General features: G+C 66.3%; 19 protein-coding genes and 1 pseudogene. 10 read left to right on the forward strand and 10 right to left on the reverse strand.

Features of this window, described 5'->3' with window-relative positions; genetic code table 11:
* Positions 1-12 precede the first annotated feature (12 nt).
* From N4264_RS25140 to ypfJ, 3 genes are all read left to right on the forward strand, one after another.
* Entirely contained in the window at positions 13-1,155 is a 1,143-nt protein-coding gene (locus tag N4264_RS25140; RefSeq protein WP_261694945.1) for a hypothetical protein, read from the forward strand.
* Entirely contained in the window at positions 1,152-1,904 is a 753-nt protein-coding gene (locus tag N4264_RS25145; RefSeq protein ID WP_261694946.1) for an ABC transporter ATP-binding protein, read from the forward strand. Before N4264_RS25140 ends, N4264_RS25145 begins: the two co-directional genes overlap by 4 nt.
* 74 nt (positions 1,905-1,978) lie before the next feature.
* Entirely contained in the window at positions 1,979-2,842 is an 864-nt protein-coding gene (ypfJ, locus tag N4264_RS25150; RefSeq protein WP_261694947.1) for a KPN_02809 family neutral zinc metallopeptidase, read from the forward strand.
* Between the two features lie 14 nt (positions 2,843-2,856).
* On the opposite strand, the gene N4264_RS25155 is transcribed toward ypfJ, so the two are convergent.
* Positions 2,857-3,552 (reverse strand): lysoplasmalogenase, encoded by a 696-nt coding sequence (locus N4264_RS25155; protein WP_261694948.1) that lies wholly within the window; start codon positions 3,550-3,552, stop codon positions 2,857-2,859.
* A gap of 215 nt (positions 3,553-3,767) precedes the next feature.
* Here N4264_RS25155 and N4264_RS25160 point away from each other — a divergent pair, with 215 nt between their 5' ends.
* Positions 3,768-5,483, forward strand: a complete 1,716-nt coding sequence (locus N4264_RS25160; protein WP_261694949.1) for an alkaline phosphatase D family protein — start codon at positions 3,768-3,770, stop codon at positions 5,481-5,483.
* Between the two features lie 48 nt (positions 5,484-5,531).
* Here N4264_RS25160 and N4264_RS25165 read toward each other — a convergent pair whose 3' ends face one another.
* A complete protein-coding gene (locus N4264_RS25165) occupies positions 5,532-6,962 on the reverse strand; it encodes a PLL family lectin (protein ID WP_261694950.1) in 1,431 nt (476 codons plus the stop codon).
* Positions 6,963-7,171: 209 nt separating this feature from the next.
* On the opposite strand from N4264_RS25165, the gene N4264_RS25170 reads away from it, so the two are divergent.
* On the forward strand, positions 7,172-7,624 hold the full coding sequence (locus tag N4264_RS25170) for an AAA family ATPase (protein ID WP_261694951.1): 453 nt from the start codon (positions 7,172-7,174) through the stop codon (positions 7,622-7,624).
* The gene (locus N4264_RS25175) at positions 7,614-8,378 is read left to right on the forward strand and encodes a tRNA(His) guanylyltransferase Thg1 family protein (RefSeq protein ID WP_261694952.1); all 765 of its coding nucleotides are present in this window, start codon (positions 7,614-7,616) and stop codon (positions 8,376-8,378) included. The genes N4264_RS25170 and N4264_RS25175 overlap by 11 nt, the downstream gene beginning before the upstream one ends.
* A gap of 34 nt (positions 8,379-8,412) precedes the next feature.
* Here the strand turns inward: N4264_RS25175 and N4264_RS25180 are convergent, their stop codons facing one another.
* The 4 genes and pseudogenes from N4264_RS25180 to N4264_RS25195 all read right to left on the reverse strand — a co-directional run bounded on the left by N4264_RS25180 (position 8,413) and on the right by N4264_RS25195 (position 13,752).
* The gene (locus N4264_RS25180) at positions 8,413-9,729 is read right to left on the reverse strand and encodes a hypothetical protein (RefSeq protein WP_261694953.1); all 1,317 of its coding nucleotides are present in this window, start codon (positions 9,727-9,729) and stop codon (positions 8,413-8,415) included.
* A gap of 87 nt (positions 9,730-9,816) precedes the next feature.
* Positions 9,817-10,570 (reverse strand): annotated as a pseudogene (locus N4264_RS25185) (TSCPD domain-containing protein).
* 324 nt (positions 10,571-10,894) lie between these two features.
* Positions 10,895-11,527, reverse strand: a complete 633-nt coding sequence (locus N4264_RS25190) for a hypothetical protein (protein WP_261694954.1) — start codon at positions 11,525-11,527, stop codon at positions 10,895-10,897.
* Between the two features lie 77 nt (positions 11,528-11,604).
* Complete coding sequence (locus N4264_RS25195) at positions 11,605-13,752, reverse strand: adenosylcobalamin-dependent ribonucleoside-diphosphate reductase (protein ID WP_261694955.1); 2,148 nt, start codon at positions 13,750-13,752, stop codon at positions 11,605-11,607.
* Positions 13,753-14,218: 466 nt separating this feature from the next.
* Here N4264_RS25195 and N4264_RS25200 point away from each other — a divergent pair, with 466 nt between their 5' ends.
* From N4264_RS25200 to N4264_RS25215, 4 genes are all read left to right on the forward strand, one after another.
* Positions 14,219-15,610: a Do family serine endopeptidase gene (locus tag N4264_RS25200; RefSeq protein WP_261694956.1), complete on the forward strand. Its 1,392-nt coding sequence runs from the start codon at positions 14,219-14,221 to the stop codon at positions 15,608-15,610.
* A gap of 127 nt (positions 15,611-15,737) precedes the next feature.
* Positions 15,738-16,949, forward strand: coding sequence for a substrate-binding domain-containing protein (locus N4264_RS25205; RefSeq protein ID WP_261694957.1), 1,212 nt, complete (start codon positions 15,738-15,740; stop codon positions 16,947-16,949).
* A 10-nt stretch (positions 16,950-16,959) separates the two neighbouring features.
* Positions 16,960-17,652: an HAD family hydrolase gene (locus N4264_RS25210; RefSeq protein ID WP_261694958.1), complete on the forward strand. Its 693-nt coding sequence runs from the start codon at positions 16,960-16,962 to the stop codon at positions 17,650-17,652.
* Between the two features lie 209 nt (positions 17,653-17,861).
* Positions 17,862-19,229, forward strand: coding sequence for a leucyl aminopeptidase family protein (locus tag N4264_RS25215; protein WP_261694959.1), 1,368 nt, complete (start codon positions 17,862-17,864; stop codon positions 19,227-19,229).
* Here the strand turns inward: N4264_RS25215 and N4264_RS25220 are convergent.
* The 4 genes from N4264_RS25220 to lipB form a co-directional block, all read right to left on the reverse strand.
* On the reverse strand, positions 19,220-21,934 hold the full coding sequence (locus N4264_RS25220; protein ID WP_261694960.1) for an ATP-binding protein: 2,715 nt from the start codon (positions 21,932-21,934) through the stop codon (positions 19,220-19,222). The genes N4264_RS25215 and N4264_RS25220 overlap by 10 nt on opposite strands.
* A 221-nt stretch (positions 21,935-22,155) precedes the next feature.
* The gene (locus N4264_RS25225) at positions 22,156-24,351 is read right to left on the reverse strand and encodes a carboxy terminal-processing peptidase (RefSeq protein WP_261694961.1); all 2,196 of its coding nucleotides are present in this window, start codon (positions 24,349-24,351) and stop codon (positions 22,156-22,158) included.
* 270 nt (positions 24,352-24,621) lie between these two features.
* A complete protein-coding gene (gene lipA, locus N4264_RS25230) occupies positions 24,622-25,605 on the reverse strand; it encodes a lipoyl synthase (protein ID WP_261694962.1) in 984 nt (327 codons plus the stop codon).
* Positions 25,606-25,610: 5 nt separating this feature from the next.
* Positions 25,611-26,351 carry a lipoyl(octanoyl) transferase LipB gene (gene lipB, locus N4264_RS25235; protein WP_261694963.1) on the reverse strand — a complete coding sequence of 247 codons (741 nt, stop codon included), beginning with the start codon at positions 26,349-26,351 and terminating at the stop codon, positions 25,611-25,613.
* Positions 26,352-26,357: the final 6 nt, after the last annotated feature.

Raw genomic sequence — 26,357 nt, forward strand, 5'->3', positions numbered from 1 at the left:
GACACTGTCTGGATGGCCGCCCTTCACCCCTACTTCCGCGAACAGCAGCTGGTGCTGCGCAATCGCATCACCGGTGCCTGGCGGCGCTGGCCGGAGACGCTGTTCCACGCGATCGCCTGGACCGTGCTCGCGGGCGTAGCGGTATGGGCCCTGCGTCGCCTGGACGGAGACCGGATCGGCCTTGCCCTGCGTTTCGTGGCCGAGCAGCCGCTTCCGGCCGGCCTGGGCTTTGCCATGCTGGGTTTCATGCTGATCCGCAGCCATACGCTGTCGCTGGCGCAGGAACTGCGCCACGGCTGGTGGGGCGCGATGCCGGTAGCAGCCAGCACCACCCGGCGCAGCCTGTTGCTGACGTCCCTCCTCTTCACGACGCTGGCCAACCTCGCCGGAGCGGGCGTGCTGCTGGGTATCGCGGCGGTGTCGCGGAAATCGCAGCACTGGCTGCCCGTCCTGCTCCTGACTCACACCGTCGGGCTATGGCTGGGCGCCGCACTCGGCCATGCCAGCGCCCGACGCACCCACGCCCGGCCGCCCCGGCCGCGCGAACGCGATCATTCCAGCGCGCCGGTGGTCCCCATGCCGGGCCAGCACGCCGCCGGGCTGCGCCATTTTCCCGAGTGGCAACGCCGTGACGCTCTGCGCCGCTGGCGCAGCGGTGGACGCGTCTGGCAGTTGGGGGCGTTCGCGCTGCTGATTCCGGGTAACGAGGGATTGTTGTCGCTGGCGGGCCTGATCCTGCTCGGCATCAGCCTGATCTGGTACGGCCTGGCACTGCGCGCCAGCGAGGACGTGATCGTCCGCAGTACCGCCTTGTTCGCGGCGCTGCCGCTGCCGTTCCCACGCCTGGCACATGCCAGCGTCCGCTACCCGTTCGCCGCCTGGCTGTGCGCGGCGGCGCTCGGCGGCGCGGGCATGGGCATGCAGGGCGCGACCATTCCTGTCGCGATCGGCTACGGCCTGGTGCTGGGTGCGGCCAGCGCGCTCGCCCTGGCCCTGACCCTGCGCTATCGCAATCGGCCACGCACTGCCCGCGTGCGCGTGGTGGCCGAGATCCTGCTGGTGATTTCGCTGGCGCAGGTGATCGGTGTATTTGCCGTGCTGGCGATACCAGCACTGATTGTTCGTCACTATCAGGTCGCACGGAGTCTGCGATGAATCAATGCGCATTGCGCCTGGAAGGGCTGGTGCAGGCCTACGGAACCCGACGCGTGCTCGACCAGCTGGACCTGACGATCCAGCCCGGTGAGTTCGTGGCACTGATCGGACCGAACGGTTCGGGCAAGACCACCCTGCTCAAATGCCTGGCCGGCATCATCACGCCGCAGTCCGGCACCGTGCTGGTCGGTGGCGTGGACATGACGCGCGATGCGCACGGCGCCAAGGCGCGCCTGGGCTTCGCAGTCGATCCACCACTGTTGCCGCCGCTGCTGACGGGCCGCCAGTGCCTTGAACTCTTCGCCAGCGTGCGCGACCTGCCCGCCATACCGGCATCGACCCTGCAGCTGGCCGATGCGCTGGCTTTCTCGCACTGGCTGGATCGCGAAGTGCACAGCTATTCGCTGGGGACCCGGCAGAAACTGGGCATCCTGCTCGGCCTGATCGGCGAGCCGCCGCTGATCGTGCTGGACGAGCCCATGAACGGCCTGGATCCATTGAGCGCGTTTGCGCTCAAGCAGCACCTGGTGACACTCACGCGCGACCATGGCACTGCAGTACTGCTGGCCACGCACGCGCTGGAGGTGGCGGAGCGGTTTATCAGCCGTGCCGTGCTGCTGATCGACGGACGTCTGGTACGCCAGTGGGATACCGCAACGCTCGACGCCATCCGGCATGATCCGGACGCCTCGCTCGAGCAGGTGATGGTCGAGGCCCTTGCCGCCCACGGCGCCTCCCGGGAAGCCTGAAGCCCGCGCCTCCTTCACGCGCCCGGTTGCTACACTGCGCGCGGACGGGCGCCGCCAAATCGAAGGAGATTCCCATGCTCTGGCAACGTGGACGACGCAGCGAGAACGTGGTCTCGGCGGAGGGTGGCGGGTCGCGCCGTTACGGCGGCGGCGGCGGCAAGATCGGCCTGGGTGGCGTGGCCATCGTGCTTGTTATCAGCCTGCTCACCGGCAAGAACCCGCTGGAGATTCTTTCGCTGCTCTCGGGCGGGGGCGGGCCCGTGGCTCCCCAGACGACGGGCGCGCCACCGCCCGGTGAAACCACCGACTTCGTGCGCGCCATCCTGGGCAGCACCGAGGACGTCTGGAACGCTCAGTTCGCCGGTGCCGGCGGCCAGTACCAGGTGCCGCAGCTGGTGCTCTTCAGCGGCGGCGTGTCATCGGCCTGCGGGATGGCTTCGTCCGCCGTCGGGCCCTTCTATTGCCCGGGCGACCATCGCGTCTACCTCGACGCCAGCTTCTTCCAGGAAATGGACACTCGCTTCCAGGCCGCGGGGGATTTCGCACGCGCCTATGTCATCGCCCACGAAGTGGGTCATCACGTGCAGAACCTGATGGGCGTGATGCGCCGTACCGAGGAAGCGCGCCGGCGCGGCGAACCCATGGAAGGCGCGCAGGGTCTTTCCGTGCGCCAGGAACTGCAGGCGGACTGCCTGGCCGGCGTGTGGGCGCACCAGGCGCAACGGGAACTGCAATGGCTGGAGCGCGGCGATGTCGAAGCCGCACTGGCCGCCGCGACGGCGATCGGGGACGACCGCCTGCAACAGCAATCGCGTGGCCGCGTCGTTCCTGATTCCTTCACCCACGGAACATCGGCACAGCGTGTGCAGTGGTTCCGGCGCGGACTGGAACAGGGCAAGGTCAGCAGTTGCGACACGTTCGCCGCCGCGCGGATCTGACGGTCACTCTGCCGCTATCGTACCGGTAGCACCGATGCTTCGCCCGCGGTCGTGCGCGCGCGCGCGGCGGCCGGTACGACGGAAAGCGCGATCAGCACCTGCGCCGTCCAGTAGGCCGAGAGCACCCAGGCGCGTCCCGCCGGCAGGCCACCCTGGAATCGATCGATTGCCAGCAAGGCGTCCGACACCACGAACACGCCGCCCCCCAGGGCCGCCAGCCAGGTGCCCGGCACGCCCGCGGCGCTGATCCGGCGCGACGCGGCCTGGCTGGCCATCGCGGCCAGCACGGCAACGTAGGCGACGACGGGGATGCGCAGATCCGGCGGCAGGTCCGGCCACAGCCAGCTCAGCACGCCGCCGGCCAGTATCGCGTAGGCCGCAAAGGGCCAGAGCGGGCGCCCGAAGGCACTGTCGCGCGTGAAGGCCACCAGGTAGGCCACATGTGCGCACAGGAAACTGGCCAGACCAAACACGAACCAGTCGCCCGGCAACATGAGGAAAACGTCGCCGCCGGTGGAGAAGACCAGTCCCACCGCGATCCAGCGCCGGTAGGCCGCGGACACCGCAGGCCCCGTCAGCGCCAGGCCCAGCGCCAGCAACGTCGCCGTCGGCTTTGACAGGTAGTGCAGCGGTGCGTTGCCCGCGAGCGTGGAAGCGATGGCCAGGAGGGCCATGACGACGACGCCGGTGATCCAGTGCCACGGCTTCATGCGCAGTGCTCCAAAGTATCCATGCGCAACCGTATAGCTGGACCGCGTGCCGACTGTCCAGACACTGCCGCCGAAGCGCCCGGTGGGCGGCGCGGGCCGATCCGTGTCGCGGAGCCTACACGCGCCGCACCGATCATGCCGCCCCGGCGCCGCGTCGGGCCGCGCCGCCGTTTCCGTCCACTCCCGCCTGCTGGCGGCCCTCTGGAGAACGACCCATGCAGCACCTGCTCCGCCGTTGCGCTTTGCTGCTTTCTGCCATTTTGGCCTTTTCCGCGACCGCCGGCGCCGCGGTGGTCAACTACAACCAGTGCCGCCAGCCATTCGCCTACGGCGGCAGCACCTACTGGGGCACCACCAACCGCGACAACGGCGGTATCCAGTGGTGTTACCTCACCACGCCACAAGGCGGCAGTACCTGGGCCAACGTCGACACCACGACGATTCCGGTCCGCCGCACGGTCACCGGCGAGAACTGCCTTCCGACCACCCGCGTGGGCAACGAAACCGTGGCCGGCTGCGTGGCCTCGGGCGGCAACCAGCCCTGGTGCGAACTCTCCGGCGGACGTACCGGCACCTGCCAGACGCCGCAGGCCGCTGCACATACGCTGCCCGTGCCTTTCAGCAACGTCTCCTCCATCGCCTTCGGCTCCTGCTGGCACACCGGCGCCACGACGTCCCATACGCTCAACCGCGTGATCAGCCAGCGCCCCGACCTGTTCCTGTGGCTGGGCGACAACATCTACGGCGACACGACGGACATGAACCTGATGCGCAGCAAGTACGACGCGAAGAAGTCCTACCCGGCCTACCGCGCCTTCCTCGACGCACGCATCCCCGTCATGGCGACCTGGGACGACCACGACCTGGGCCTCAACAATGCCGGCGTGAACTACACGATGCGTCCGCAAAGCCAGCTCGAATTCCTGCGTCACTTCGATGCCCCGTCCAACGACCCACGCTGGTTCGGCCAGCCCGGCATCTACAACGCGCAGATGTTCGGCAACGGGATCGACCGCAACCGCGTGCACGTGATCATGCTCGATGCGCGTTCCAACCGCAGCGCGACTTTCCGGATGCACGGCGCCTGCCGCGGCGACCAGTCGGACATGCTCGGCCCCAACCAGTGGGCATGGCTGGAAGCCGAACTCGACCGGGAAGCCGAGATCACGGTGATTGCCAGCGGCATCCAGGTCTTGCCCCCGCTGCACCGGGGTCGGGCACTCACCGACTACTGTGCCTACGGCGACGGCCGGCAGTTCAACGACGCCATCAACACGCTCGGCGAGGGCACCGTCAGCGGGACCACCTATGAAAGCTGGGCGGAAATGCCGCAGCAGCGCCTGCGTCTGCTGCGGCTGGCGCAGCTGGCGGTCAACCGCGGCAACACCAAGGCGGTCGTCTTCGTCAGCGGCGACCAGCACTGGGGCGAGGTGATGCGCAAAGTGGTACCGGCCTCGTCCAGTCACGGCGCAGCCGTACCGGTGTATGAAATCACTGCCTCGGGCATCGAGCAGAACTGGCCCACTACGGTGGAGAACCCCAATCGCATGCCAGTCTATGCGGACACGCGTGGCGGCGGCGAGAACACCAACCGCTGTCTGTTTCCGTTCTCCTACAAGGGCGTCACCTATCGTGGCTGCACCAGCGTCGACGACACGCGCCCCTGGTGCTACTTCCAGCGCGACGCCAGCAACGTGGGCATTGCGGGGCAATGGGGCTATTGCGCCACCGCCGGCGAACAGACGCCGGTGGGACGCTTCGATACCTTGAGTCCGCGGATCAGCGCACTCACCACCAACGACTACTACCTGGTGAACAAGGCCAACTCCAACTACGGCCTGATCACGGTGGACTGGACACGCCGCGAAGTGCGCCTGTCCGTGCAGACGGACCAGGAAGAAGCGGTCGCCGCCGCTATTCCCTTCTTCTGACCCGCACCGGGGCGCCACCGCCATCGCGGCGGCGCCCGGGTTGACGCCTCAGGCGATATGGTCACCGGGGCGTCGTTTCGCCGCAGGGGTGCCGGCGTTGGTAGCGGACGTGGCGATGTCGTCCAGACCGTCAAATACCAGCTTCACGTCCAGCGTCGTGCCGGCGCAGTGGTAGCGCGCCACGTGCGGGTCGTCCTTGCGGTAGATGAAATGCTGCCGGCCTTCGACCGTGTCGCCGAACGTGGCCTTGACGTCAATCCACAGTTCCGCGCCGTCGGGAACATCGTAGCGGCCCGGATCCCGCGTACGTGTCATGCCGTAGTCGAACGGCAGGCTGGTCGTGGCGGGCGACAACCGCTGCCGCCCGCCCGGCTCCAGGTAATTGAAGCGCATCAGCACCGTATACAACCCCGCATTATGCAATGACATCTCGCCGATCGCGGCCGGGTAGCGCGCGATCAGGTCCAGGTCCTGATCGTGCCAGTTGCCGTCGAAGTAGATGTCATGAAGGTGGCCGCTGGCGGCGGGAAAGACGACATGAAGCTGGTCGGCAAATGTCGCCAGCACCGGATCTTCAACGGCGCGTGGCGCCGCGCTCCACTGCGACAGGTCACGATACATCCACTTGTTGCCGGCGCCCGACAGCTCGGCAATCTGCCCCCGGTGATCGCGAAACACGATCACGGCGCGGTGATTGAATCCGATTGCGGCGGGATCACCGGCGACCAGTACCGGCGATTCGCTGGCAAGCGTGAGATCCTCGTACTGCCACGCGCCCTGGGCAAACGTCAGCCGCCCGATGTGATCGTTGATGTCGCGATAAAAGCATTCCAGGCGGTTTTCATAGGCCAGGAAGACCGGCGCGCCCTTGGCATCTGGCGCGCGATTGGCCGGAGTGATCATTTCCTGGCGCACCCAGCCTGTGGCGTTGTCGTGGTAGCAGTGGCCCAGCCGGCCTTCTTCGCTGCGCCAGGCGACATGCAGCTGCTTGTAGACGTAGATGGCGGTGGGATCGCCCGCGGCATCCGGGATCGATCCAGGCACCAGTACCGCCATGTCTTCCCAGTACCACTCGCCTTCCCGGTAGTAGACGTGCGAAATGTGGCCCCGCTCGTCACGGTAGAACGCATGCAGCTGGCCCGGCGTCACTGCACAGGCCGCAGGCCCTTCCATCGCACGCGCACCAGCCAGCCGCGACAGGTCATCGTAGAACCAGCCATCGCCGTTGCGGTAGTACAGGTGCGACAGGCCCGAGCCGACCGTGCGGTACAGCGCGTGCCACTGGCCTTCCGTGGCGATCGTGGTGACCGCTCCTTTCGCCAGCGGGGAACCGACCACCCGGCCGGTGACGTCCTGCGCCATCCAACCCGCATCGCGGTCGTAGTAGTAGTCGGTCACAACACCGCTCGCGGCGGTAAATGCCACGTGCATCTGCGCGTCGAGCACAACCGCCGAAGGCCTACCCTGGATGATCGGCATTGCAATCTCCTGAAGTGAAAGAACAGCGACTGAGTGACAGGCGCCAACGGCTCGGCCCGGAGCCGCCGACGGCAGCCAATAGTATCGTACAAAGTCACAGATCCCATCATTCGCATCGTATACACGAAGCCGGGAATCGCCACCCCTGTGGCTTGCCGCCAGGCGGACAGATCCGCTATACCGGGCTCAACCGTCCAGGCATCACGCTCATGGAACTCGTGCTCTTCATCGGCCTGCAGGCCACTGGAAAATCCAGCTTCTACTATCACCGGTTTCGTGACACGCATGTCCGCATCAACCTCGACATGCTCAGGACGCGGCATCGCGAGCAGGCGTTGCTGGAAACCTGCCTTGCGGTACAGCAGCCCGTCGTGATCGACAACACCAACGTTTCGCGCCCGGAGCGGGCACGCTACATCGCTGCAGCGGCGGGGGCCGGTTTTCGCATCGTCGGCTACTTTTTCGCATCCGCGCTGGCCGATGCCCTGCGCCGCAATGCCGCGCGCCCGGCGCACCAGCGCGTACCTGACAAGGGCCTGGGCGGCACGCGGGCCCGGCTCGAACGCCCCTCGCGCGCCGAGGGCTTTGATGCGCTGTATTTCGTCACGCTGCGTGAGGACAGCGGCGAATTTGATGTCCAGGAGTGGGTCGATGAAATTTGACGAGCTGGACCGCAGGCTGCGCGTGTTCGAGACCGCACACGATGTCTGCGTACTGCCCCAGGTGTACATGGTCGCCCGGCTCGACGGCCGCAGCTTCACCCGCCTGACCAAGCAGACTCTGCCGCTCGAGCGCCCCTTCGACGTGCGCTTTCGCGACGCGATGCTGGAAACCACCCAGCACCTGATGAGCGTGGGCTTCCGCGTGCTTTACGCCTATGCGCAGAGCGACGAGATCTCGCTGCTGATCGATCGGGATGAAACCCTGTTCGGACGCAAGCTGCGCAAGATCCAGTCCGTGCTGGCCGGCGAGGCCAGCGCGCGCCTCTCCTTGGCGCTGGGCACCATCGCCTGCTTTGACTGCCGGGTGAGCGCACTGCCCACGCGCCCGCTGGTGATCGACTATTTCCGCTGGCGCCAGGAGGACGCCCACCGCAATGCGCTCAACGCACATTGCTACTGGCGGCTTCGGCAGGAAGGTGCGTCGGGCCACGCCGCGCACACGCAAGTGGCCGGCTATTCGCTCGCGCAGAAGAACGAATTTCTGTTCACGCGAGGCGTCAACGTCAACGATCTTCCCGCATGGCAACGCCGCGGTACCGGGGTGTACTGGCGCGAGGAACCGCAGGCAGGCATCCATCCCGTCACCGGTGAACCGACGCGCTTCGAGCGGCGCCATATCCACGTCGATCCCGACCTGCCGATGAAGGAGGCCTACGCCGACTACGTGGCGCACCGCATTCCGGACACCCTCTGATGCGGCGCAGAGCGCGGGGTTTCGACCGCGGAGCTCAATGCTCGTCCACGAACGCCCGGCAATGCTGCGGGTGCGCGTCGCAGCCGTAGACGTAGGCGACACCGGCATCGCCGAGCAGGAGGTCATCGGAGAAATCGTCGAACTGGAACAGGAATCGCATCGCACCGCCGCAGTGCGTGCAACGCGCATCGTGTTCACCCTGTACATACCAGGGCAGTCCGCCGACGCGCAGCGCGGCCGCCGTGTGGAAATGCACCGCGGCGGCGTCATCCATCAGGATTTTCGTCAACAGTTCATCCGGATCACGGCCGTAGGGAGCCAGCTGCTCATACAGCGCGGGCCGCCACTCCAGGAGGTCTGCGGGGCCGTCTTCCGTCATCGCCGATAGCTGCGGCAGCACCAGGGATCGCGTCGCCTGCGCGGGAAGGAGGCGCGCTCCGGCCGGCGGCTCGGCGTTGATCCCCTCGTGCCCGGGGTCCGCCTCACTCAGGACCACCAGTTCATCGGCGGTCATGTAGACGCTGATGCGGCGGCCGCACCAGGGTTCAGGCAGGGGATCGCCCAGCGGCAGCTGCAGGAGAAAGGTGGCCGGGACCGCATGGGCGTCAACCGGCCACGCGGCGGCGCGCGACACGCGCGGCAGGCCGCCGCAGCGCACGGCGCTATCAGCGGACGGCGTGTCGACGGCAACGTGATACTGCTGGTAGGGCCCCGTAAGCGCTTCCCGCTGCACGAAATCGAAGATCTCGCGGCGTGCCGATGGCGCCATGCGTTCGAAATCCGCCCTGGCGCGCCGCGCCCGGCGCCGGCCAGGAATGCCGATGACGTACACCAGCAGCACGATGGCCGCGATCGGCACCAGGATAATGCCCAGAACCTGCGCGGCCGCGATGAGCGAATCGACCGCCAGCGTCGGGCTGAGGCTGCGGGCAAGCAGCCAGCCGCAGGCGAGGGTCCACGCGATGACCGCCAGCCGCCAGAGGAGCACGGGAAATTTTCCTGCCGGCTCGCCGGCTGTTCCCGTCCACCCGGTGATGGTGAACGCCTGCAGGCCGCATCCAACAGCCCACACGAACACCACGGGCCAGATCGTCCGGAATGACGCTGTGGCCGGATCGGCGAGCCACCGGGACACGAGAATCGCCACGAGGCCCATGCAGACCCCGGCTGCCAGTCGGCCCAGCCACAGGGCCGGGCGCTTCACCCAACGGATCCAGGCCAGCGCGGACGTGGCGATCAGCGGCAATGCGGCAACGAGCCAGCCCGCCAGTGTTGACGGCCGGTACGAAAGAACCAGGCCGGACAGCGACGCGGCACCGATGAGCGCCATCCAGAATGTGACTGGGCTCATGCTGCATCACCGATAGCAGCACGCCGACGGCCTGGCCGTCCGGCGGGCGGAGTACTGTTCAGCAGTGGGAATCCCCGCCCGGCGCGCTCAGCCGCACTTGGAATAGCCGCAATTGAGGCAGGTGGCGCAGCCGTCGAGGATGACCACTGCCGAGGTGTTGCACTTATGGCAGAGCGTGGCGCCCACCGGAAATGCAGCCGCCTCGACCGCGCCAGTTTCAACCGAGTCCGCGGCCTTCGGGCTCACGTCAGGGTTTTTTTGAAGCGCGTTCGTAGGCCGCCCGCTTTTCCGCGATCAGTGCGCGCTGTTCGGTGGACAGTTCCGGGTCGTGGATCAGTCCGATCGACTTCATGTGCTGCTCGACCACCGCGCCGAGCTCGGCGACGATCGAGGGCATGTAGATGCCGCCGGCCTTGAAGTACCCGCCGCGCGGGTCGAACACGGCCTTGAGTTCCTCCACCAGGAAGGTGACGTCGCCACCTTTTCGGAACACCGCGGACATGATGCGGGTCAGCGCCACGATCCACTGGAAGTGGTCCATGTTCTTGGAGTTGATGAAGATCTCGAAGGGCCGGCGCAGCTGGTATTCGGTGCCTTCGTTGAGCACGATGTCGTTGATCGTCACGTACAGCGCGTGCTCGAACAGCGGTGATTTGATCTTGTAGGTGGCGCCGATGAGGGTATCGGGGCGCTCCACCTTCTCGTGCATCTGGATGACTTCGGCACCCGGCGACGGCGCAGGCTCGGCGACCGGCGCGAGCTCGGTGCGCACCTGCGCGGCTTTCTCGCTCGGCTTCTCGACGCTGTAGGCCTTGATCTTCTTGCCGATCTTGATCGCCATGGTGGTGCTCTCGTTCGTCGTCCAGGGGTCTGCCCTTGCGCCACGGCCGTGTGGGGAAAGGGTCTCCGCGCCGCTGTTTCGGCGCGGAGGAGAATCAAGGCTGTAGCGCTGTCGCGCTGGCTTGGCAGTGGGTCTTGCTTGGTGAAGAGCAGGGTGCGGGACCCGTCCTTGCGCGTTCCGAGGGCTTGCTCACCGCCTCGTCCCGCGCCGACCTCGCACCGTCCTCACCGCCAGTCAGTGTGTCGACGCAGCCTCGCCATCGACACACCACTTCCGGCCGGGGTGCCGCGTGCCGCGGCTGACCGGCGGAAGTCTGGTCATCCATCAACGCCGGCGGGCTGCCTTCTTGGCGGCCTTGCGCGGCGCTGCTTTCTTCGCAGCGACTTTCTTGGCGCCGCGAGCCGCCTTCTTGGCCGGTGCGGCTTTCTTGGCGACCTTCTTGGCAGCGGACTTCTTCACCGGCGCCTTGGCTACCTTCTTCGCCGGTTTCGCGGCCTTCCTGGCGGGCGCTTTCTTGGCTGGGCCCTTCTTGACCGGTGCCGCCTTCCTGGCTGCCTTCTTGGCGGCCGACTTCTTCGCCGGAGCCGCCTTCTTGGCCGCCTTGACGGCCTTGGCTGCCTTGGCGGGCTTGGCCGTCTTCGCCGGTGCCGGCTTTGCGTCAGCGGCCTTGGCCTTCTTCGCCTTCTTCACCTTCTTGGCGGGCTTGTCACCGGATACCGCGCTCTTGGCCTTGGCCATGACGTCGGCGACCTTCTTCTGCGCGGCGTCTTTCACCTTGCGCGCTTTCTTGGCCACGTTGCTGGCTTGCTTGACCACGGCGTCCTTGGCGTCGGCCGCGACAGCCGTCACCGTCGCCACGGCGGCTTCGGTTTTCTCGGCCACGGCTTCGCCGACGTTCTGCGCTGTTTCTTTCACCGACTCCAGCGCGTTGCTCAGCGTCTCACCTACTGTGTGCATAAAACCCTCCGGCTCCTCGTTCGGGTTGGTCAGGATGTGTGTGTTGCGGAGTGGACATTACTCCATTCTCGCCCCACTCAGAACTTGCCGTAGTAACCCTCTTTCAGGGCATCGAACAGATTGGCGGCCGTATGGGTCTCGCCGTCGTATTCGATCTCTTCGTTTCCTTTTACCTCGACCACAGTACCGTCCTCCAGTTCGAAACGGTAGATGGTGTTCTCGAGGTCGGCCTCCTTGACCAGCACGCCTTGGAATGCGGCCGGGTTGAAACGGAACGTGGTGCAGCCTTTGAGGCCCTGCTGATAGGCGTAGGTGTAGATGTTCTTGAAGTCCTCGTAGGGGTAATCGGTAGGAACGTTGGCGGTCTTGGAGATCGACGAGTCGATCCAGCGCTGCGCAGCGGCCTGGATGTCGACATGCTCGGTCGGCGTGACGTCATCCGCGGCGATGAAGTAGTCGGGCAACTTCTCCTCGGCCTTGTCCGAGAAGGGCATCGCGCGGCCATTGATCAGCTCGCGATAGGCCAGGAGTTCGTAGCTGAACACCTCGACCTTTTCCTTGGTCTTCTTGCCTTCGCGGATCACATTGCGCGAATAGTGGTGCGCAAACGACGGCTCGATGCCATTGGACGCGTTGTTGGCCAGGGACAACGAAATCGTGCCGGTCGGCGCGATCGAGGTGTGGTGGGTGAACCGCGCACCGCGCTGCGCGATGGCCTCGACCAGTTCCGGCGCCACCTCTGCCACGCGCTGCATGTAGCGGCTGTAGCGGGCGTGCAGCACACGACCGGGGATCGCATCGCCGACCTTCCATCCGTCGACAGCCATCTCCGGGCGCTGCCGCAGCATCGCCGGTGACACCGTGAATTCCTGCGCCAGGATGGGGGCCGGCCCCTTTTCGTCGGCCAGCGCCAGGCCGACTTCCCAGCCAGCCAGCGCCATTTCGCGACTCACGGCCTCGGTGAAGGCACAGGCCTCGCGCGAGCCGTAGCGCATCTTGAGCAGTGTCAGGGTTGAGCCCAGGCCCAGGTAGCCCATGCCGTGACGGCGCTTGGACAGGATTTCCTCGCGCTGCTGTTCCAGCGGCAGGCCATTGATTTCGACCACGTTGTCGAGCATGCGGGTGAACACGCGCACGACTTCGCGGTATTCCTCCCAGTCAAAACGCGCCTTCGGGCCGAACGGATCGCGCACGAAGCAGGTGAGGTTCACGGAGCCGAGCAGGCAGCTGCCGTAGGGCGGCAGCGGCTGCTCGCCACAGGGATTGGTCGCGCGGATGTTCTCGCACCACCAGTTGTTATTCATCTGGTTGACGCGGTCGATCAGGATGAAGCCCGGCTCGGCAAAGTCGTAGGTGGACACCATGATCATGTCCCACAGGTGCCGTGCCCGGATGTGGCCGTAGATCTTGCAGGCGACGAGGCCGTCGTCGCGCACGATGTAGTTGTCCGTGGTGGGCCACTCACGCCAGGCGACCACCGACGCGTCGTTCAGGTCGACTTCGTCCTGCTCCTTGCGATTGACCGGGAACACCAGCGGCCAGTCGGCATCCTGCTCGACCGCGTGCATGAAGCCGTCGGTGATCAGCAGCGACAGGTTGAACTGGCGCAGGCGGCCGTCCTCGCGCTTGGCGCGAATGAAATCCTTGACGTCCGGATGCGCGACGTCGAACGTGCCCATCTGCGCGCCGCGCCGGCCGCCGGCCGACGACACGGTGAAGCACATCTTGTCGTAGATATCCATGAAGGACATCGGCCCGGACGTGTACGCGCCGGCACCCGAGACATACGCGCCGCGCGGGCGCAGGGTCGAAAATTCATAACCGATGCCGCAGCCGGCCTTCAGCGTGAGGCCAGCCTCGTGCACCTTCTGCAGGATGCCGTCCATCGAGTCGGTGATCGTGCCCGAGACGGTGCAGTTGATCGTCGAGGTGGCTGGCTTGTGCTCAAGCGCACCGGCATTGGACGTCACGCGGCCGGCAGGAATCGCCCCGCGGCGCAGCGCCCAGAGGAAGCGCTCGTTCCAGTACTGGCGCTTCTCGGGCGTCACCTCGACATCCGACAGCGCCTTGGCGATGCGCTGGTAGCTGTGGTCGATGTCGCGATCGACCGCCTCGCCCTGCTTGGTCTTGAGGCGGTATTTCTTGTCCCAGATGTCGAAGGAGGCCGGTTGCAGCGGAATCGTCACTGCACCCCGGGCGAGATCTTCCAGACGCACGGTACTCATGTTTCGCCCTCCTGGGTCCTTCAATAGCAGGTTGGGAAGCCCGCTTTGTCCGGGGCAGCCCACGGGCGCGCCTGGCCGGCGCGTACTTCCAATGGACCCCACCGACAGCCAGTGCGCATTCTGCGTACCGGGTCACAACACCATGATACCCGACAAACCCCAATGACTAGGGCAGCCCCCACCGGTCAGGCACAAGATGTTGTGATCGCGAGCGGCGGCAAACCTAACGCCGGCGGTGCGCGGAGTCAATGTGCGCTGCACACGCAGTTGGCAGTTCCGGTCGAAAAAGCGGGCGGGACCGCCTAATTCTCCGAAAAATTTCCGCACGGTTGCTACCGGTCGACATCGATACGGATTCGCAGGGCGGATGCTGAACCGGGACATGTCCCCCCCTGGAATCGGGAAACCTGCGGCCCCAATGACGGTCAACGTCGCACCGACCCACCTGCCTTTCGATGGAGAGCCCATGTCTTCGCTGACCCGCCTCGTCTTCGCCATAGGAACCGCCCTGGGCATCGGCGCCGCCGGCGGCTTCGCCGTATCGCATTCCAATTCCGCGGTGGCCGCACTGCCGAGCACCGTGGACGGCCAGCCGCTGCCGTCATTGGCTCCAATGATCGAACGGATTGCGCCCGCCGTTGTGAACATCTCGTCGAAGACCCGCACGCGCGTACGCGATCCGCTGCTCGACGACCCGTTCTTCCGCCGCTTCTTCGGCGTGCCCAACATGCCGCGCGAACACGTGGAGCAGTCGCTCGGCTCAGGCGTGATCGTCGATGCGGGCAAGGGCTTCGTGCTGACCAACAACCACGTGGTGGAAGGCGCCGATGACATCACGGTCACGCTCAACGATGGCCGTACGCTCAAGGCAAAGCTGGTCGGCACCGACCCGGACACCGACGTCGCCGTGATCCAGATTCCCGCGGATAACCTGCGCGCCGTGCCGCTGGCCGACAGCACCACGCTGCGCGTGGGCGATTTCGTCATCGCGGTGGGCAATCCGTTCGGACTCGGTCAATCGGTGACCTCGGGCATCGTCTCGGCACTGGGTCGCTCGGGCCTGCGCGGACTGGGCTACCAGAACTTCATCCAGACCGACGCGTCGATCAACCCCGGCAATTCCGGCGGTGCGCTGGTGAACCTCTCGGGCGAACTGGTCGGCATCAACACGGCGATCTTCTCGCCGTCGGGCGGCAACGTCGGTATCGGCTTCGCCATTCCCTCGACCCTTGCCAACACGGTGATGAAGCAACTGGTCAGCACCGGTACCGTCAAGCGCGGTTCGCTGGGCGTGGAAACGCAGAACGTGACGCCGGATATTGCGCAGATGCTGGGCGTACCGCCGGGACGGGGCGCGGTGATCACGCGTGTCATGAGCAACTCCGTCGCCGAGGCCGCCGGCCTGCGCCCGGGTGACGTGGTGGTCGAGATCAACGGCAAGTCCGTCGGCAGCGAGCAGGATCTGCACAACGCCGAAGGCCTGTTGCCAATTGGCAGCGACGTCGAACTGAAGGTCCTGCGCGACGGCGCCAGCGTCACCGCGACGGCGAAACTCGCCGTGCAGGAATCGCTGCGGGCGGAGGGCCAGAAGCTCGATCCACGCCTGGCCGGTGCGGAATTCGGCGAGCTGGGCGAGCGCCTGCGCCAGCAGGGCCTGCGCGGCGTGGCAATCCAGCGCGTGGGAGCATCCAGTCGCGCCGAATCCAATGGACTGCGCGCGGGCGATGTCGTCGTGGCGGTGAACCAGGTCGACGTGCGCAGCGTGGAGGATCTCAAGGCACTCACGCGACGCCAGCCGCGACAACTGCTGCTGACGGTCGTGCGCGGATCCAACGCCTATTTCGTCATGTGCGAATAGTCGCGCCCGCCGCGACCGGCCACCATCGGGCAATCGGCAATCGCAATCCTTGCGCCGCTGCGCAGATCAATCGCCGCGCGCGCGTGGTAAGGTGTCGCCGTTCAGTGGTTTGTCAGGTTGGCGTTACGTGAAAACTTCCCAGTCCTTCCGCGGCGCGCTTGCGCGCGCGTTTCTTCCGCTGGCGATGAGCGCCGGGATTTTCTTCCACGCGTCGGCAGCGGCGCAGACGCCACCGGCGGCACCAACGCCGGCGGCGCCAGCGACCAAACCTGCGACACCAGCGCCTGCCGCGGCGGCAAAGCCGGCGGCGGCAGCGCCGGCGGCCAGACCTGCCGTCAAGGCCGATGCAAAGCCGGCCACTGCCAAGGCCCCCGCGAAGGCAACGCCCGCCAAGGTCACACTGGCCTGGCGCGGCGATCACGCCACCGCACGCGGCGTGATGACGGAACTGGCCAGGCAGTACGAACGCGAGAAGAAGATCCGCATCGAGGTCACGCCGTTCAGCACGATCTCCGGCATCGACGCTGCCGCCAACGGCAGCGCGGATTTTGCCGGCAGCCTGCGTCCCGCACACGGCAAGCGCGCGGAGGAAAGCGGCCTGACCTTCGTCCCGATCGCCTGGGACGGCCTGGTGATCCTCACCTCGCCGTCCAATCCGGTCAGCAACATCACGCTCAAGGACATCTGGCGCGTGTACTACGGCCGCGCCGACAACTGGAAGCTCCTGGGCGGCAAGGACCAGCCGATCAATGCCTACGCGGTTACCGGCCCGCTCGACGGCGTGGAATACGCCCTGCGCGCGCTGCTGTTCAAGAACGGCGAGCAGCGCGTGGCGACGCCACGGCTTTATTTGAATACTTCCAAACTGGAAGAAGGGATTACGCTCGATCCCGCCGGTTTCGGCGTGAGCACGCTGTCCAACGCCGCCGGCAATGCCAAGCTCAAGATCCTCCAGGTCGAAGGCGTGGTGCCGTCCACCGCCAGCGTCGGCGACGGCAGCTATCCGCTCTACACCCCGATCTATCTGGCCCTGCGCGAGGACAGCGCAAAGGCCGCCGAGGTGAAGGAGTTCATCGCCTGGCTGGAAACACCGTCCGCCAAGGCAACGCTGCGCAAGCGCCAACTGGTGCCCTACGCCGACGGGCTCAATCTCAAGGATGCCGATGCCACACGCGTGGCGATGATTGAAACCAAGGTCAATGAAACGCCGGTTTCGGCGCCCATCGCCACGGCGGCGGCGCTGACGCGCGTCGCACCCACCTCGCCCGCCACGCAGGCGGCCAAGGAGCGGGCGGACCAGGCCCGCGACGCCAAGGCGGACGGCAAGGTCGGCAACTAAAGACGGACGCATGCAGATCCTTGCCATCAGTCTGGACCTGGACGACACCCTCTGGCCGATCGCGCCCATCGTGCTGCGCGCCGAGCAGCAACTGGACCGCTGGCTGCGCGAGCACTGCCCGTCGGTGGCTGACGCCTACCCCGTCGCGGGCATGCGTGCCCTGCGCGAACGCATCGCGAACGAAAACCCGCACCTGGCACACGACTTCACCGAGCAGCGCAAACTCAGCCTGCGTGCCGCATTCACACCGCACGGCTATGGCGAAGATCATGTCGAGGCTGCCTTTGCGGCGTTCTACGCCGCGCGCAACCAGGTGGACCTCTTCGACGACGTCCTGCCCGCGCTCGCGCGTCTTTCGGCGCGCTGTCCGCTGGTCAGCCTGTCCAACGGAAACGCCGATCTGGATCGCATCGGCCTGCGCCCGCATTTCGCGCACAGCGTATCGGCACGCGAATTCGGCAAGCCCAAGCCGGCGCCGGAGATCTTCCTCGCGGCCTGCGCTGTGGTCGGCGTCGCACCGGCCAATGTGCTGCACGTCGGTGACGACCCGCTGCTCGATGTGCGCGGAGCCCGCGAAGCCGGCCTGCGCACGGCCTGGATCAATCGCACCGGCGCGGCCTGGGGCGACCTGCCGGAACCCGACATGAGCTTCACGCATCTGGGCGAACTGGCGGACTGGCTCGATCTGCGTTTGGCCGCGTGAAACCGGCATACTAGGAACACAACCTACGGCGCAGCACGTTGGCGGTTGCTTCAGGGGCGGGGCGTTGACCGGGCGGTACAAGGTGACGTGGTTGGGACGTCATGGGCCTGTGCGGCCGGCCACAGCAACGCGACATAGCCAGGCACGACGAACGACCGGCGCATCCGTGTTGTCGGTGATTTTCTTTCCAGAACGTTCCAGGAATACGCATGCAAGGATTGGTTGAACACCGTCGCGGCGCACGCGCCGTCGCGCTCATTCCCGTCAGCGCCGACCAGCTGGAGGCCCAGCTGGCCTCGCTGGGTGATGCCGCCCGCCAATGGGTGCAGGCACAAGGGTTCAAGCCCGACGCCGGCGCCCTGATCGCGGTGCCCGCCGAAGACGGTTCGACACGGTGCGTGCTGGCCGGCGTCGGGAGTCGCCGGGACGATGTGTATGCGCTGGCCAGCCTGCCCCTGCGGCTGCCCGCGGGCGATTACCGCCTCGCCACCGACACGCTTGATCCGGTCGCTGCCGCGCTGGGCTGGACACTGGGTTCGTACCAGTTCACGCGCTACCGCAAAGCCCGTCGCGCCCCGGCGCGACTGTCGATCGACAGTGCCACCTGGAAGGCCGTGGCGCCATTGGCCGAAGCCGTCTATCGGGTTCGTGACCTCGTCAACACGCCCACCCAGGACATGGGTCCGGCCGAGCTGTGCGGTCACATGCAGGAGCTGGCCAGCGAGCATGGAGCGAAGTTCCGCGAGTGGGTCGGCGACCAGTTGCTCAAGGCCAATTTCCCGACGATTCATGCCGTGGGTCGCGCCAGCCACCGTCCGCCGCGCCTGGCCGAGCTGACCTGGGGCAAGAAGGGCCCGCACGTCGTGATCATCGGCAAAGGCGTCTGCTTCGATACGGGCGGTCTCGACATCAAGCCGGCCGATGGCATGCGCTGGATGAAGAAGGACATGGGCGGCGCCGCACACGCGATCGCCCTGGCCGGCCTGATCATGCGCACCAGGCTGCCGATCCGCCTGACCCTGCTGGTGCCGGCCGTCGAGAACGCAATTGCCGGCAATGCGTATCGTCCGGGTGAAGTGATCACCACGCGGGCTGGCATCACGGTCGAGATTGATAACACCGACGCGGAAGGCCGCCTGGTGCTGTGCGACGCGATCAGCTATGCCGCGGAACAGAAACCGGACCTGCTGCTGGATTTCGCCACGCTCACCGGCGCCGCGCGCGTGGCATTGGGACCGGACCTGCCCGGCGTTTTCGCCAATCGCGACGACCTGGCCGACAGCCTGCTCGAAGCCGGCCGCGTCACGCAGGACCCGCTCTGGCGCATGCCGCTATGGCGCCCCTATCTCACCCTGCTCGAGTCCTCGATCGCCGACATCGCCAACGCCGGTGCCTCGCGCCACGCGGGAGCGATTACCGCGGCGCTCTACCTGGAGCGCTTCGTGCCCGAATCGCTGCCCTGGGTGCACCTGGACGTCTATTCCTGGAACGACGGCGAACGCCCGGGCAAACCCAAGGGTGGCGAAGCACAGGGCCTGCGCGCCTACTACGCGTTCCTGCAGCGCCGCTACGGCTGATCCGGCATACCCCGGGATGGCATGCCGCCGCGGGCGGCCACTGTCCCGGGGACGGCATCCGGTGAAACATCGGCGAGGTGCCGGCCCAGCTGGATATGGAACGTGGCGCCCTCGCCTTCGCGCGAGTCGGCCCAGATGCGACCGCGGTGCTTCTCGACGATACGCTTGGCGGTGGCCAGCCCAAGGCCGGAACCGGCAAATTCCTCGGGTGAATGCAACCGCTTGAAAACGCCGAACAACCGGTTGGCAAAGCGCATGTCGAAGCCGACGCCGTTGTCGGCGATCCACACGTGCACGGTGCCATCCTCGTTGTCGTCGGCACCGATCCGGATATGCGCGACCTCGCGCCCCTTCGAGTACTTGAGCGCATTGCCGAGCAGGTTGCGCAGCACGATCTTGATCAGGCGCGAATCACCGTCAACCGCCGGCAGCGCCCCGATCTCCCATACCACCTGGCGCTGCTGCCAGTCGGGCTTGAGTTCCTGCCGCACCTCTTCAATCGCGCCAGCCAGGTCAATCTGGCTCCAGGTCACCTCGGTTCGACGTACGCGTCCCAGTTCCAGCAGCGCGTCCATCAGCTCGGTCATGCGCCGGCCGCCATCGATGATGTAGCGCAGGAACGTGTGGCCGTCCTCGTCCAGCCGCGAGCCGTACCGTTCGCGCAGGAGGCCGGCGAACCCCATCAGGTGGCGCAGCGGCGCCCGCAGTTCGTGCGATGCGGAGAAGGAGAACACCTCCAGGTCGTCGCGCGCGGCGGTCAGCTGCTCCGTGCGCTCGGCGACGCGCTGCTCCAGCTCATCGTTCAGGCGCTGCAGAGCCAGATCACGCTGGTGCAGGTTGTCCAGCGCCTGTTCCAGCGAGCGCTTGCGCAGCCCCAGCTCGCGGGCGAGCTGGATCACGTCGGCCTCGGTCGAGGCGAGCTCGTCCTGCAGCACACGGCGTGCGCGCGACAGCGCCAGCAGATTGGCCACCCGTGCCAGCAGCTCATCGACCAGAAAGGGTTTTGTCATGAAGTCCTGCACGCCGGCGCGCAGCAGACGAACCTTGAGCGCATCGTCCGCCTTGGCGGTCAGGAGAATGATGGGCACCGTGTCAAATTCCGCCAGGCCGCGCAGGGACTGGGTCAGGGCCTCGCCGCTCATGTCCGGCATCATCATGTCGCTGAGAATCAGGTCCGGCCGCAGGGACACGGCGGCGTCGACCCCCTCGTGCCCCGTGCACGCCCCTGCGGTGCGGTAGTACGGCGCGAGCGCATCGCAGATGAAATGCTGCATGTCGAGGTTGTCTTCCACGACGAGCACGATGGGGCGCTCGTCTTCCACCGCAGTGGAAAGACCACCGGCAGCCGCGCGGGAATGCGGCGCCAGATCGCCGAGCACCAGCTGCGCCACGGACCATCCCTGGCTGCCCGACATCACCGGCGCCGCTGGCGCGTGTGCCACCGCGATCCACGGCAGGCGCACGGTAAACAGTGCCCCACCCGCGGGAGACTCCGCCACCGTCACTTCACCGCCGAGCAGCTCGGCGAACTCGCGCGTGATGGCCAACCCCAGGCCCGTTCCGCCGTAGCGGCGGGTATGTACATCGTCGACCTGGCGGAAGGGCTCGAAGATCACCTCGCGCAGTTCCATCGGCACACCCGGGCCACTGTCGCCCACGTGGAGCACGACGGCATCGTCGTCGCGCGCCAGATGCAGCTCCACCGAGCCGGGTACTGGCGTGAACTTGAACGCATTGGACAAAATATTTAAAAGAATACGTTCGTACTTTTCCGAATCCGTCCGTGTGATCACATCCGCCGCGACGTGGAGCGCGAAGGCGATACCGCGATCCTGCGCGAGCGACTCGAACGGGGCGGCTACCAGGCGCGTCAGGCGCGACAGATCGACATCACTCCAGCTCACCGCCATCTTGCCGGCGTCGAGTTTCGCGACGTCCAGCAGATCATTCACGTGCCGCAGCAATGTCTGCGCGCTGCGCTGGACCAGACGCAGCGCGTCGGCGGCGTCTTCGGGCAGATCGCGCCCGAGCAGACGCTCCACCGGCCCCAGGATCAGGCTGAGCGGTGTCCGCAGTTCGTGGCTGACATTGGCGAAGAAGCGCGTCTTGAGCTCATCGAGTTCCTTGGCATTGGCGTACAGGCGGGCCAGCTCCTGGTTGGCCTGTTCGATGCGGCGGTTCGCGGCCTGGACTTCGCGTGCCCGGTCGAAGATCTCGGCCTCGACCTGTTCGGCGCGGATCCGGAAGTTCTCCGCGCGTTGCGCCTGCTCCGACCCCTGCTGCCGGAGCCGGACGAACTCGGTGACTTCTTCGACGCGATGAATGATGTAGCGGACCTCGCCATCGGGTCCGAGCACCGGCGAATTGACCGGGCTCCAGAAACGCTCTTCGAATCCGCCCCCTTCTGACTCCGGCCGACGGATGTCGTATTTCTGGATCGCCATCGCATCGGCGACCTTGTCGGCCAGCACACGCGCCAGCGAGGTACGCAGGTTGCGTTCCCCGCTGGCCTGGGGATCGTCGGGGTTGTCCGGGAATACGTCGAAAAGGAAGCGGCCGACGATGGCCTCACGCCGGGTCATCGTGGCGGCAAGGTACGCCTCGCTGGCGGCGAGAATGGTCAGGTCGGGCGCCAGCACCAGATAGAGACCGGGTGCCGACTCGAACAGGACGCGAAAATCCGGCGTCGATAGCGTCCTTGGCATGCGTGCCTCCCGGGGGATGCCACCGCCTGTGAACCGATGCCAGGACGACGACGGAAGAACCTCCGCCGCCGCGGCAAAGCGATCTCAACGCATTGTGCAATTGGCGTCAACTGCCACATCCGGCGGATGCTTCGCCGGTGGGCACGACGGCCGCGTCCGCCAGAAACGCGAACACCGCCGGCAAGCGGCGGTGTTCGCAGATAAGACAGTGCGGCGAGGCGTCAGTCGACGCCGATTTTTTCCCGGTTTGGCAGCAACTGCTGGGCGAGCTTGGTATCCGCCCGGATCAGGCCAACTTCATCCGCGAGGATATGGGCGGCCTCGTCCAGCACGATGTCTTTCTGGTCCTTGGCGAGCTTCTCGCGCTCGACCTGGCTCTTGATGCTGCGCTCGTCCGCCTGCAGGCCGTCATCGCTGTTGGCCAGTGACTCGGCCGACGCACTGGCGCTGTTCTGTCCGACTGCAGCGCCATCCGAGCGCGTGTTCTGCGCGGCCAGCTTCTCCGCGTCACGAGCCTTCTTGCGCGCCTCCTGCTCGTCGCGCTCCTTGCGGCGCACCTCTTCGTTGAGCGACACCGTCTTTTCCTGGCGCAGGCGTTTGATTTCCGACTGGTCCTCGGCGAAGTACTGCCATTCCCTGGACTTGGCCACGCGGGCCTCGTGGCGCGAAATCAGCAGCGGCACGACCGGCTTGAGATCGGCCACGGCGTTGAAATCGGCGGGAGTGATCGAAGTCCACGGCAGCGCGTTGTCGTAGCTGGATTCACCGAATTCGCGGGCATCGCCGGCATCCGGGAAGGGCACGTCCGGGACGACGCCACGCAACTGCGTGGTGCCGCCATTGATGCGGAAGAACTGCGCGATGGTCATCTTGAGCTCGCCGAACTTAGGCTTCTCGTTCTGCGCGACCTGGTCCAGATCGACCAGGTTCTGCACGGTTCCCTTGCCGAAGGTCGGTTCGCCGATGATCAGGCCGCGTCCGTAGTCCTGGATGGCAGCGGCAAAGATCTCCGAGGCCGATGCCGATCCGCGGTTCACCATCACGGCCATCGGGCCGTCCCAGGTCATGCCGCGCTGGGTGTCATCCTCCGACTCGACGCGGCCCTGTGCATTGCGCACCTGCACCACGGGCCCCTTGTCGATAAACAGGCCCGTCAGTTCCGTCGCCTCCGACAGCGATCCGCCGCCGTTGTTGCGCAGGTCGATCAGCACGCCGTCGACGTTCTCGGACTTGAGCTCGGCCAGCAGCTTGGCCGTGTCGCGCGTGGCGCTCTTGTAGTCCTTGTCACCGCGGCGGCGGGCGTCGAAGTCCTGGTAGAACGTCGGCAGCTGGATCACGCCGATGCGGCGCGTTGCCTCGCCGTCCTTGATTTCGATCACCTGCTTCTTGGCCGCCTGCTCCTCGATGGAGACTTTCTTGCGCACCAGCGAGAGCAGCGTGTGCTTGCCGTCGGGGCCGGCGTCGGAGGGCAGTACCTCCAGGCGTACCGTGGTGTCTTTCTGACCGCGGATCTGCTCGACCACGTCATCCAGGCGCCAGCCGATCACATCGTTGATCGGGCCGTGCTCGCCCTGCCCCACGCCAACGATCCGATCGCCGACCTTGAGCTTGCCCGACAGCGCCGCCGGGCCGCCCGGGACGATTTCGCGGATGGCGGTGTATTCGTCTTCGCGCTGCAGCACCGCACCGATGCCCTCGAGCGAGAGCTTCATCGCGATATCGAAGTTCTCGCTGGCACGCGGGCCGAGGTAGTTGGTGTGCGGCTCGATCGAGGTGGCGTACGCGTTCATGAACGTCTGGAAGACGTCCTCGGCGTTGATCTGCCCGACGCGCTCGAGAAAGCCGGCGTAGCGCTTGTCGAGGGTCTTGCGGATCTCGTCGTCCTTCTTGCCGGCGAGCTTCAGGCGCAGCACGTCGTTCTTGACGCGCTTTCGCCACAGGTCGTCGAGCTCGTTGACGTCCTTGGGCCAGGCGGCCTTTTCACGATCGAACTCGTAGGTTTCCTGTGCGGTCAGGTCGACCGGCTTCTCCAGCAGCTTGCGCGAGTAGGCGGTGCGCTCGGCCACACGCTGGAGGTACACGTTAAACACGCCAAACGGCATCGACAGGTCGCGATTGAAGATCGCATCGTCGAGCTGGTCACGCGTGGCCATGAATTTGTCCACGTCCGACTGCAGGAAGAACAGGCGGTCGGGGTCGAGCGACTTGAAGTAGCCGTCGAACATCTTCACCGACATCGCATCGTCCAGCGGCATGGCCTTGTAGTGGAAGCGCGTCAGGAACCGCGACGCCCAGATGGCCGCCTCGGCCTGGTCTTCCGCGGGCTTGAGCAGCGCTCCGCCCGCCTCCTGGGTCGTCGGCTTTGCCACGGCAAGGCCGGAGGCGAGGAGTGCGAGGGCGATAAGGGTCTTGCGCATGTCGATCTCCGCAGAAACGCGATTGGGTTCCGCCGCACCCGGCAACCCGTTGCCGGATACGCGTGCGAACCTTCCATGGTCCGCGGAACATCCGGAGGGCCGGAAGTTCCCTGACAGCCTGCCGGGCGGGAGGTTCCCTCCCCCTTTGCCCGTCAACGGGCGCAGGGCACGCCTGCGCTCGTTGTTCCACGAATCGGGCCAGCCTGCACCCGACCCTTCCGCGACCGGTGCGATCACCGCGCCAGGCCGTTACGACGGCCCGGCTCCGGGTTACGCGACCTGGGTAATTCCTGCCGCGTGCGCCATCTCGTCCGCATGATAAGACGAACGAACCATGGGTCCCGACGCAACATGCTGGAAACCCAGCGCGTAGCCAAGAGTTTCCAACGCCTTGAATTCATCGGGCGTCCAGTAACGGATTACCGGATGGTGATGCGGCGTAGGTTGCAGGTATTGACCGATGGTCACCATATCCACCGCGTGGGCCCGCAAATCGCGCAATGCACCTTCCACCTGTTCGAAGGTTTCGCCCAGACCGAGCATGATGCCCGACTTGGTCGGCACGTTCGGGTGCTGTGCCTTGAAACGCTGCAGGAGCTCCAGCGACCAGTCGTAGTCGGCACCCGGGCGCACTTCCCGGTAGAGCTCGCGAACCGTTTCCAGGTTGTGGTTGAACACATCCGGCGGCGCGGTGGCGAGGATTTCCAGCGCCCGCTCCATGCGGCCCTTGCCGCGGAAATCCGGGGTGAGGATCTCGATCTGGATGGACGGGCTCTGCTCACGCACCAGGCGGATGCAGTCGGCGAAATGCTGGGCACCGCCATCGCGCAGGTCATCCCGGTCCACCGAGGTGATCACCACATAGCGCAGGCCCATGTCGCGGATTGTCTCGGCCAGATGGCGCGGCTCATCCGCATCGGGCGGCTTGGGGCGGCCATGGGCCACGTCGCAGAAGGAACAGCGGCGCGTGCAGACCTCGCCCAGGATCATGAACGTGGCCGTGCCTTTGCCGAAACACTCATGGATATTCGGACAGGATGCCTCTTCGCACACCGTGACCAGGCGATTCTCGCGCAGCTTTGCCTTGAGCTTGGCCACCGCATTGCCGGGCGGAATGCGCACGCGGATCCAGTCCGGCTTGCGCAGGCGCGGCGCCGAATCAAACACGGCGCGGTTGCGGGAGATCTTGTCTTCGCCGAGCTGTTTCTCGCCGACGACGACAATGGGAATGGCCTTGGGTGTGGAGTTATCCATGGAACTCACGCGGTGGCGGCCACGGGGATCGCGGCCGCGGGTAAGTGGGGATCGGCGGCCCGCGGCGTCAGACCGAGCTGACGACACAGGGCTTCGATCAGCGTGGTTTCGAGCACCGCAAGGCTTGACGGGCCGCCCAAGTCTAGCACCTGGGTCACCGCCAAACCCTTATAACCACACGGATTGATACGCTGGAAGGGCTCCAGGTCCATGGCCACATTGAAGGCCAGGCCGTGGAAACTGCAGCCACGCCGCACGCGCAACCCCAGGGCGGCGACCTTGGCGTCGCCGACGTAGACGCCGGGCGCGCCTTCGCGGCGCAGCGCCTCGATATTCCAGTCACCCAGCGTGTCGATGATGGCCTGCTCGATCCGGTCGACCAGGGCGCGCACGCCGATGCCGCGCCGGCGCAGGTCGATCAGGGGATAGGCCACGATCTGGCCGGGGCCGTGGTAGGTGACCTGGCCACCCCGGTCGACCGGGATGACCGGGATATCCCCGGGCGCCAGCACGTGCTCCGGCTTGCCGGCCTGGCCGAGTGTGAATACCGGTTCGTGCTGGAGCACCCACAGTTCGTCCGCCGTGGCGTCGTCACGGCGATCGGTAAAGGCCTGCATTGCGCGCCACACCGGCTCGTAGGGCCACAGCCCCGGCAGGCGGCGGACAAGGACGTCGTTTCGGTCGGCGGTATCGGTCACGGGGTGTGCGGCGTCGGCGGCAGGTGCCGCCGATGTGAGGGCGTGCATGGCAGT

The sequence above is a fragment of the Tahibacter amnicola genome (assembly GCF_025398735.1).
In the GTDB taxonomy this organism is placed as follows: Bacteria; Pseudomonadota; Gammaproteobacteria; order Xanthomonadales; family Rhodanobacteraceae; genus Tahibacter; species Tahibacter amnicola.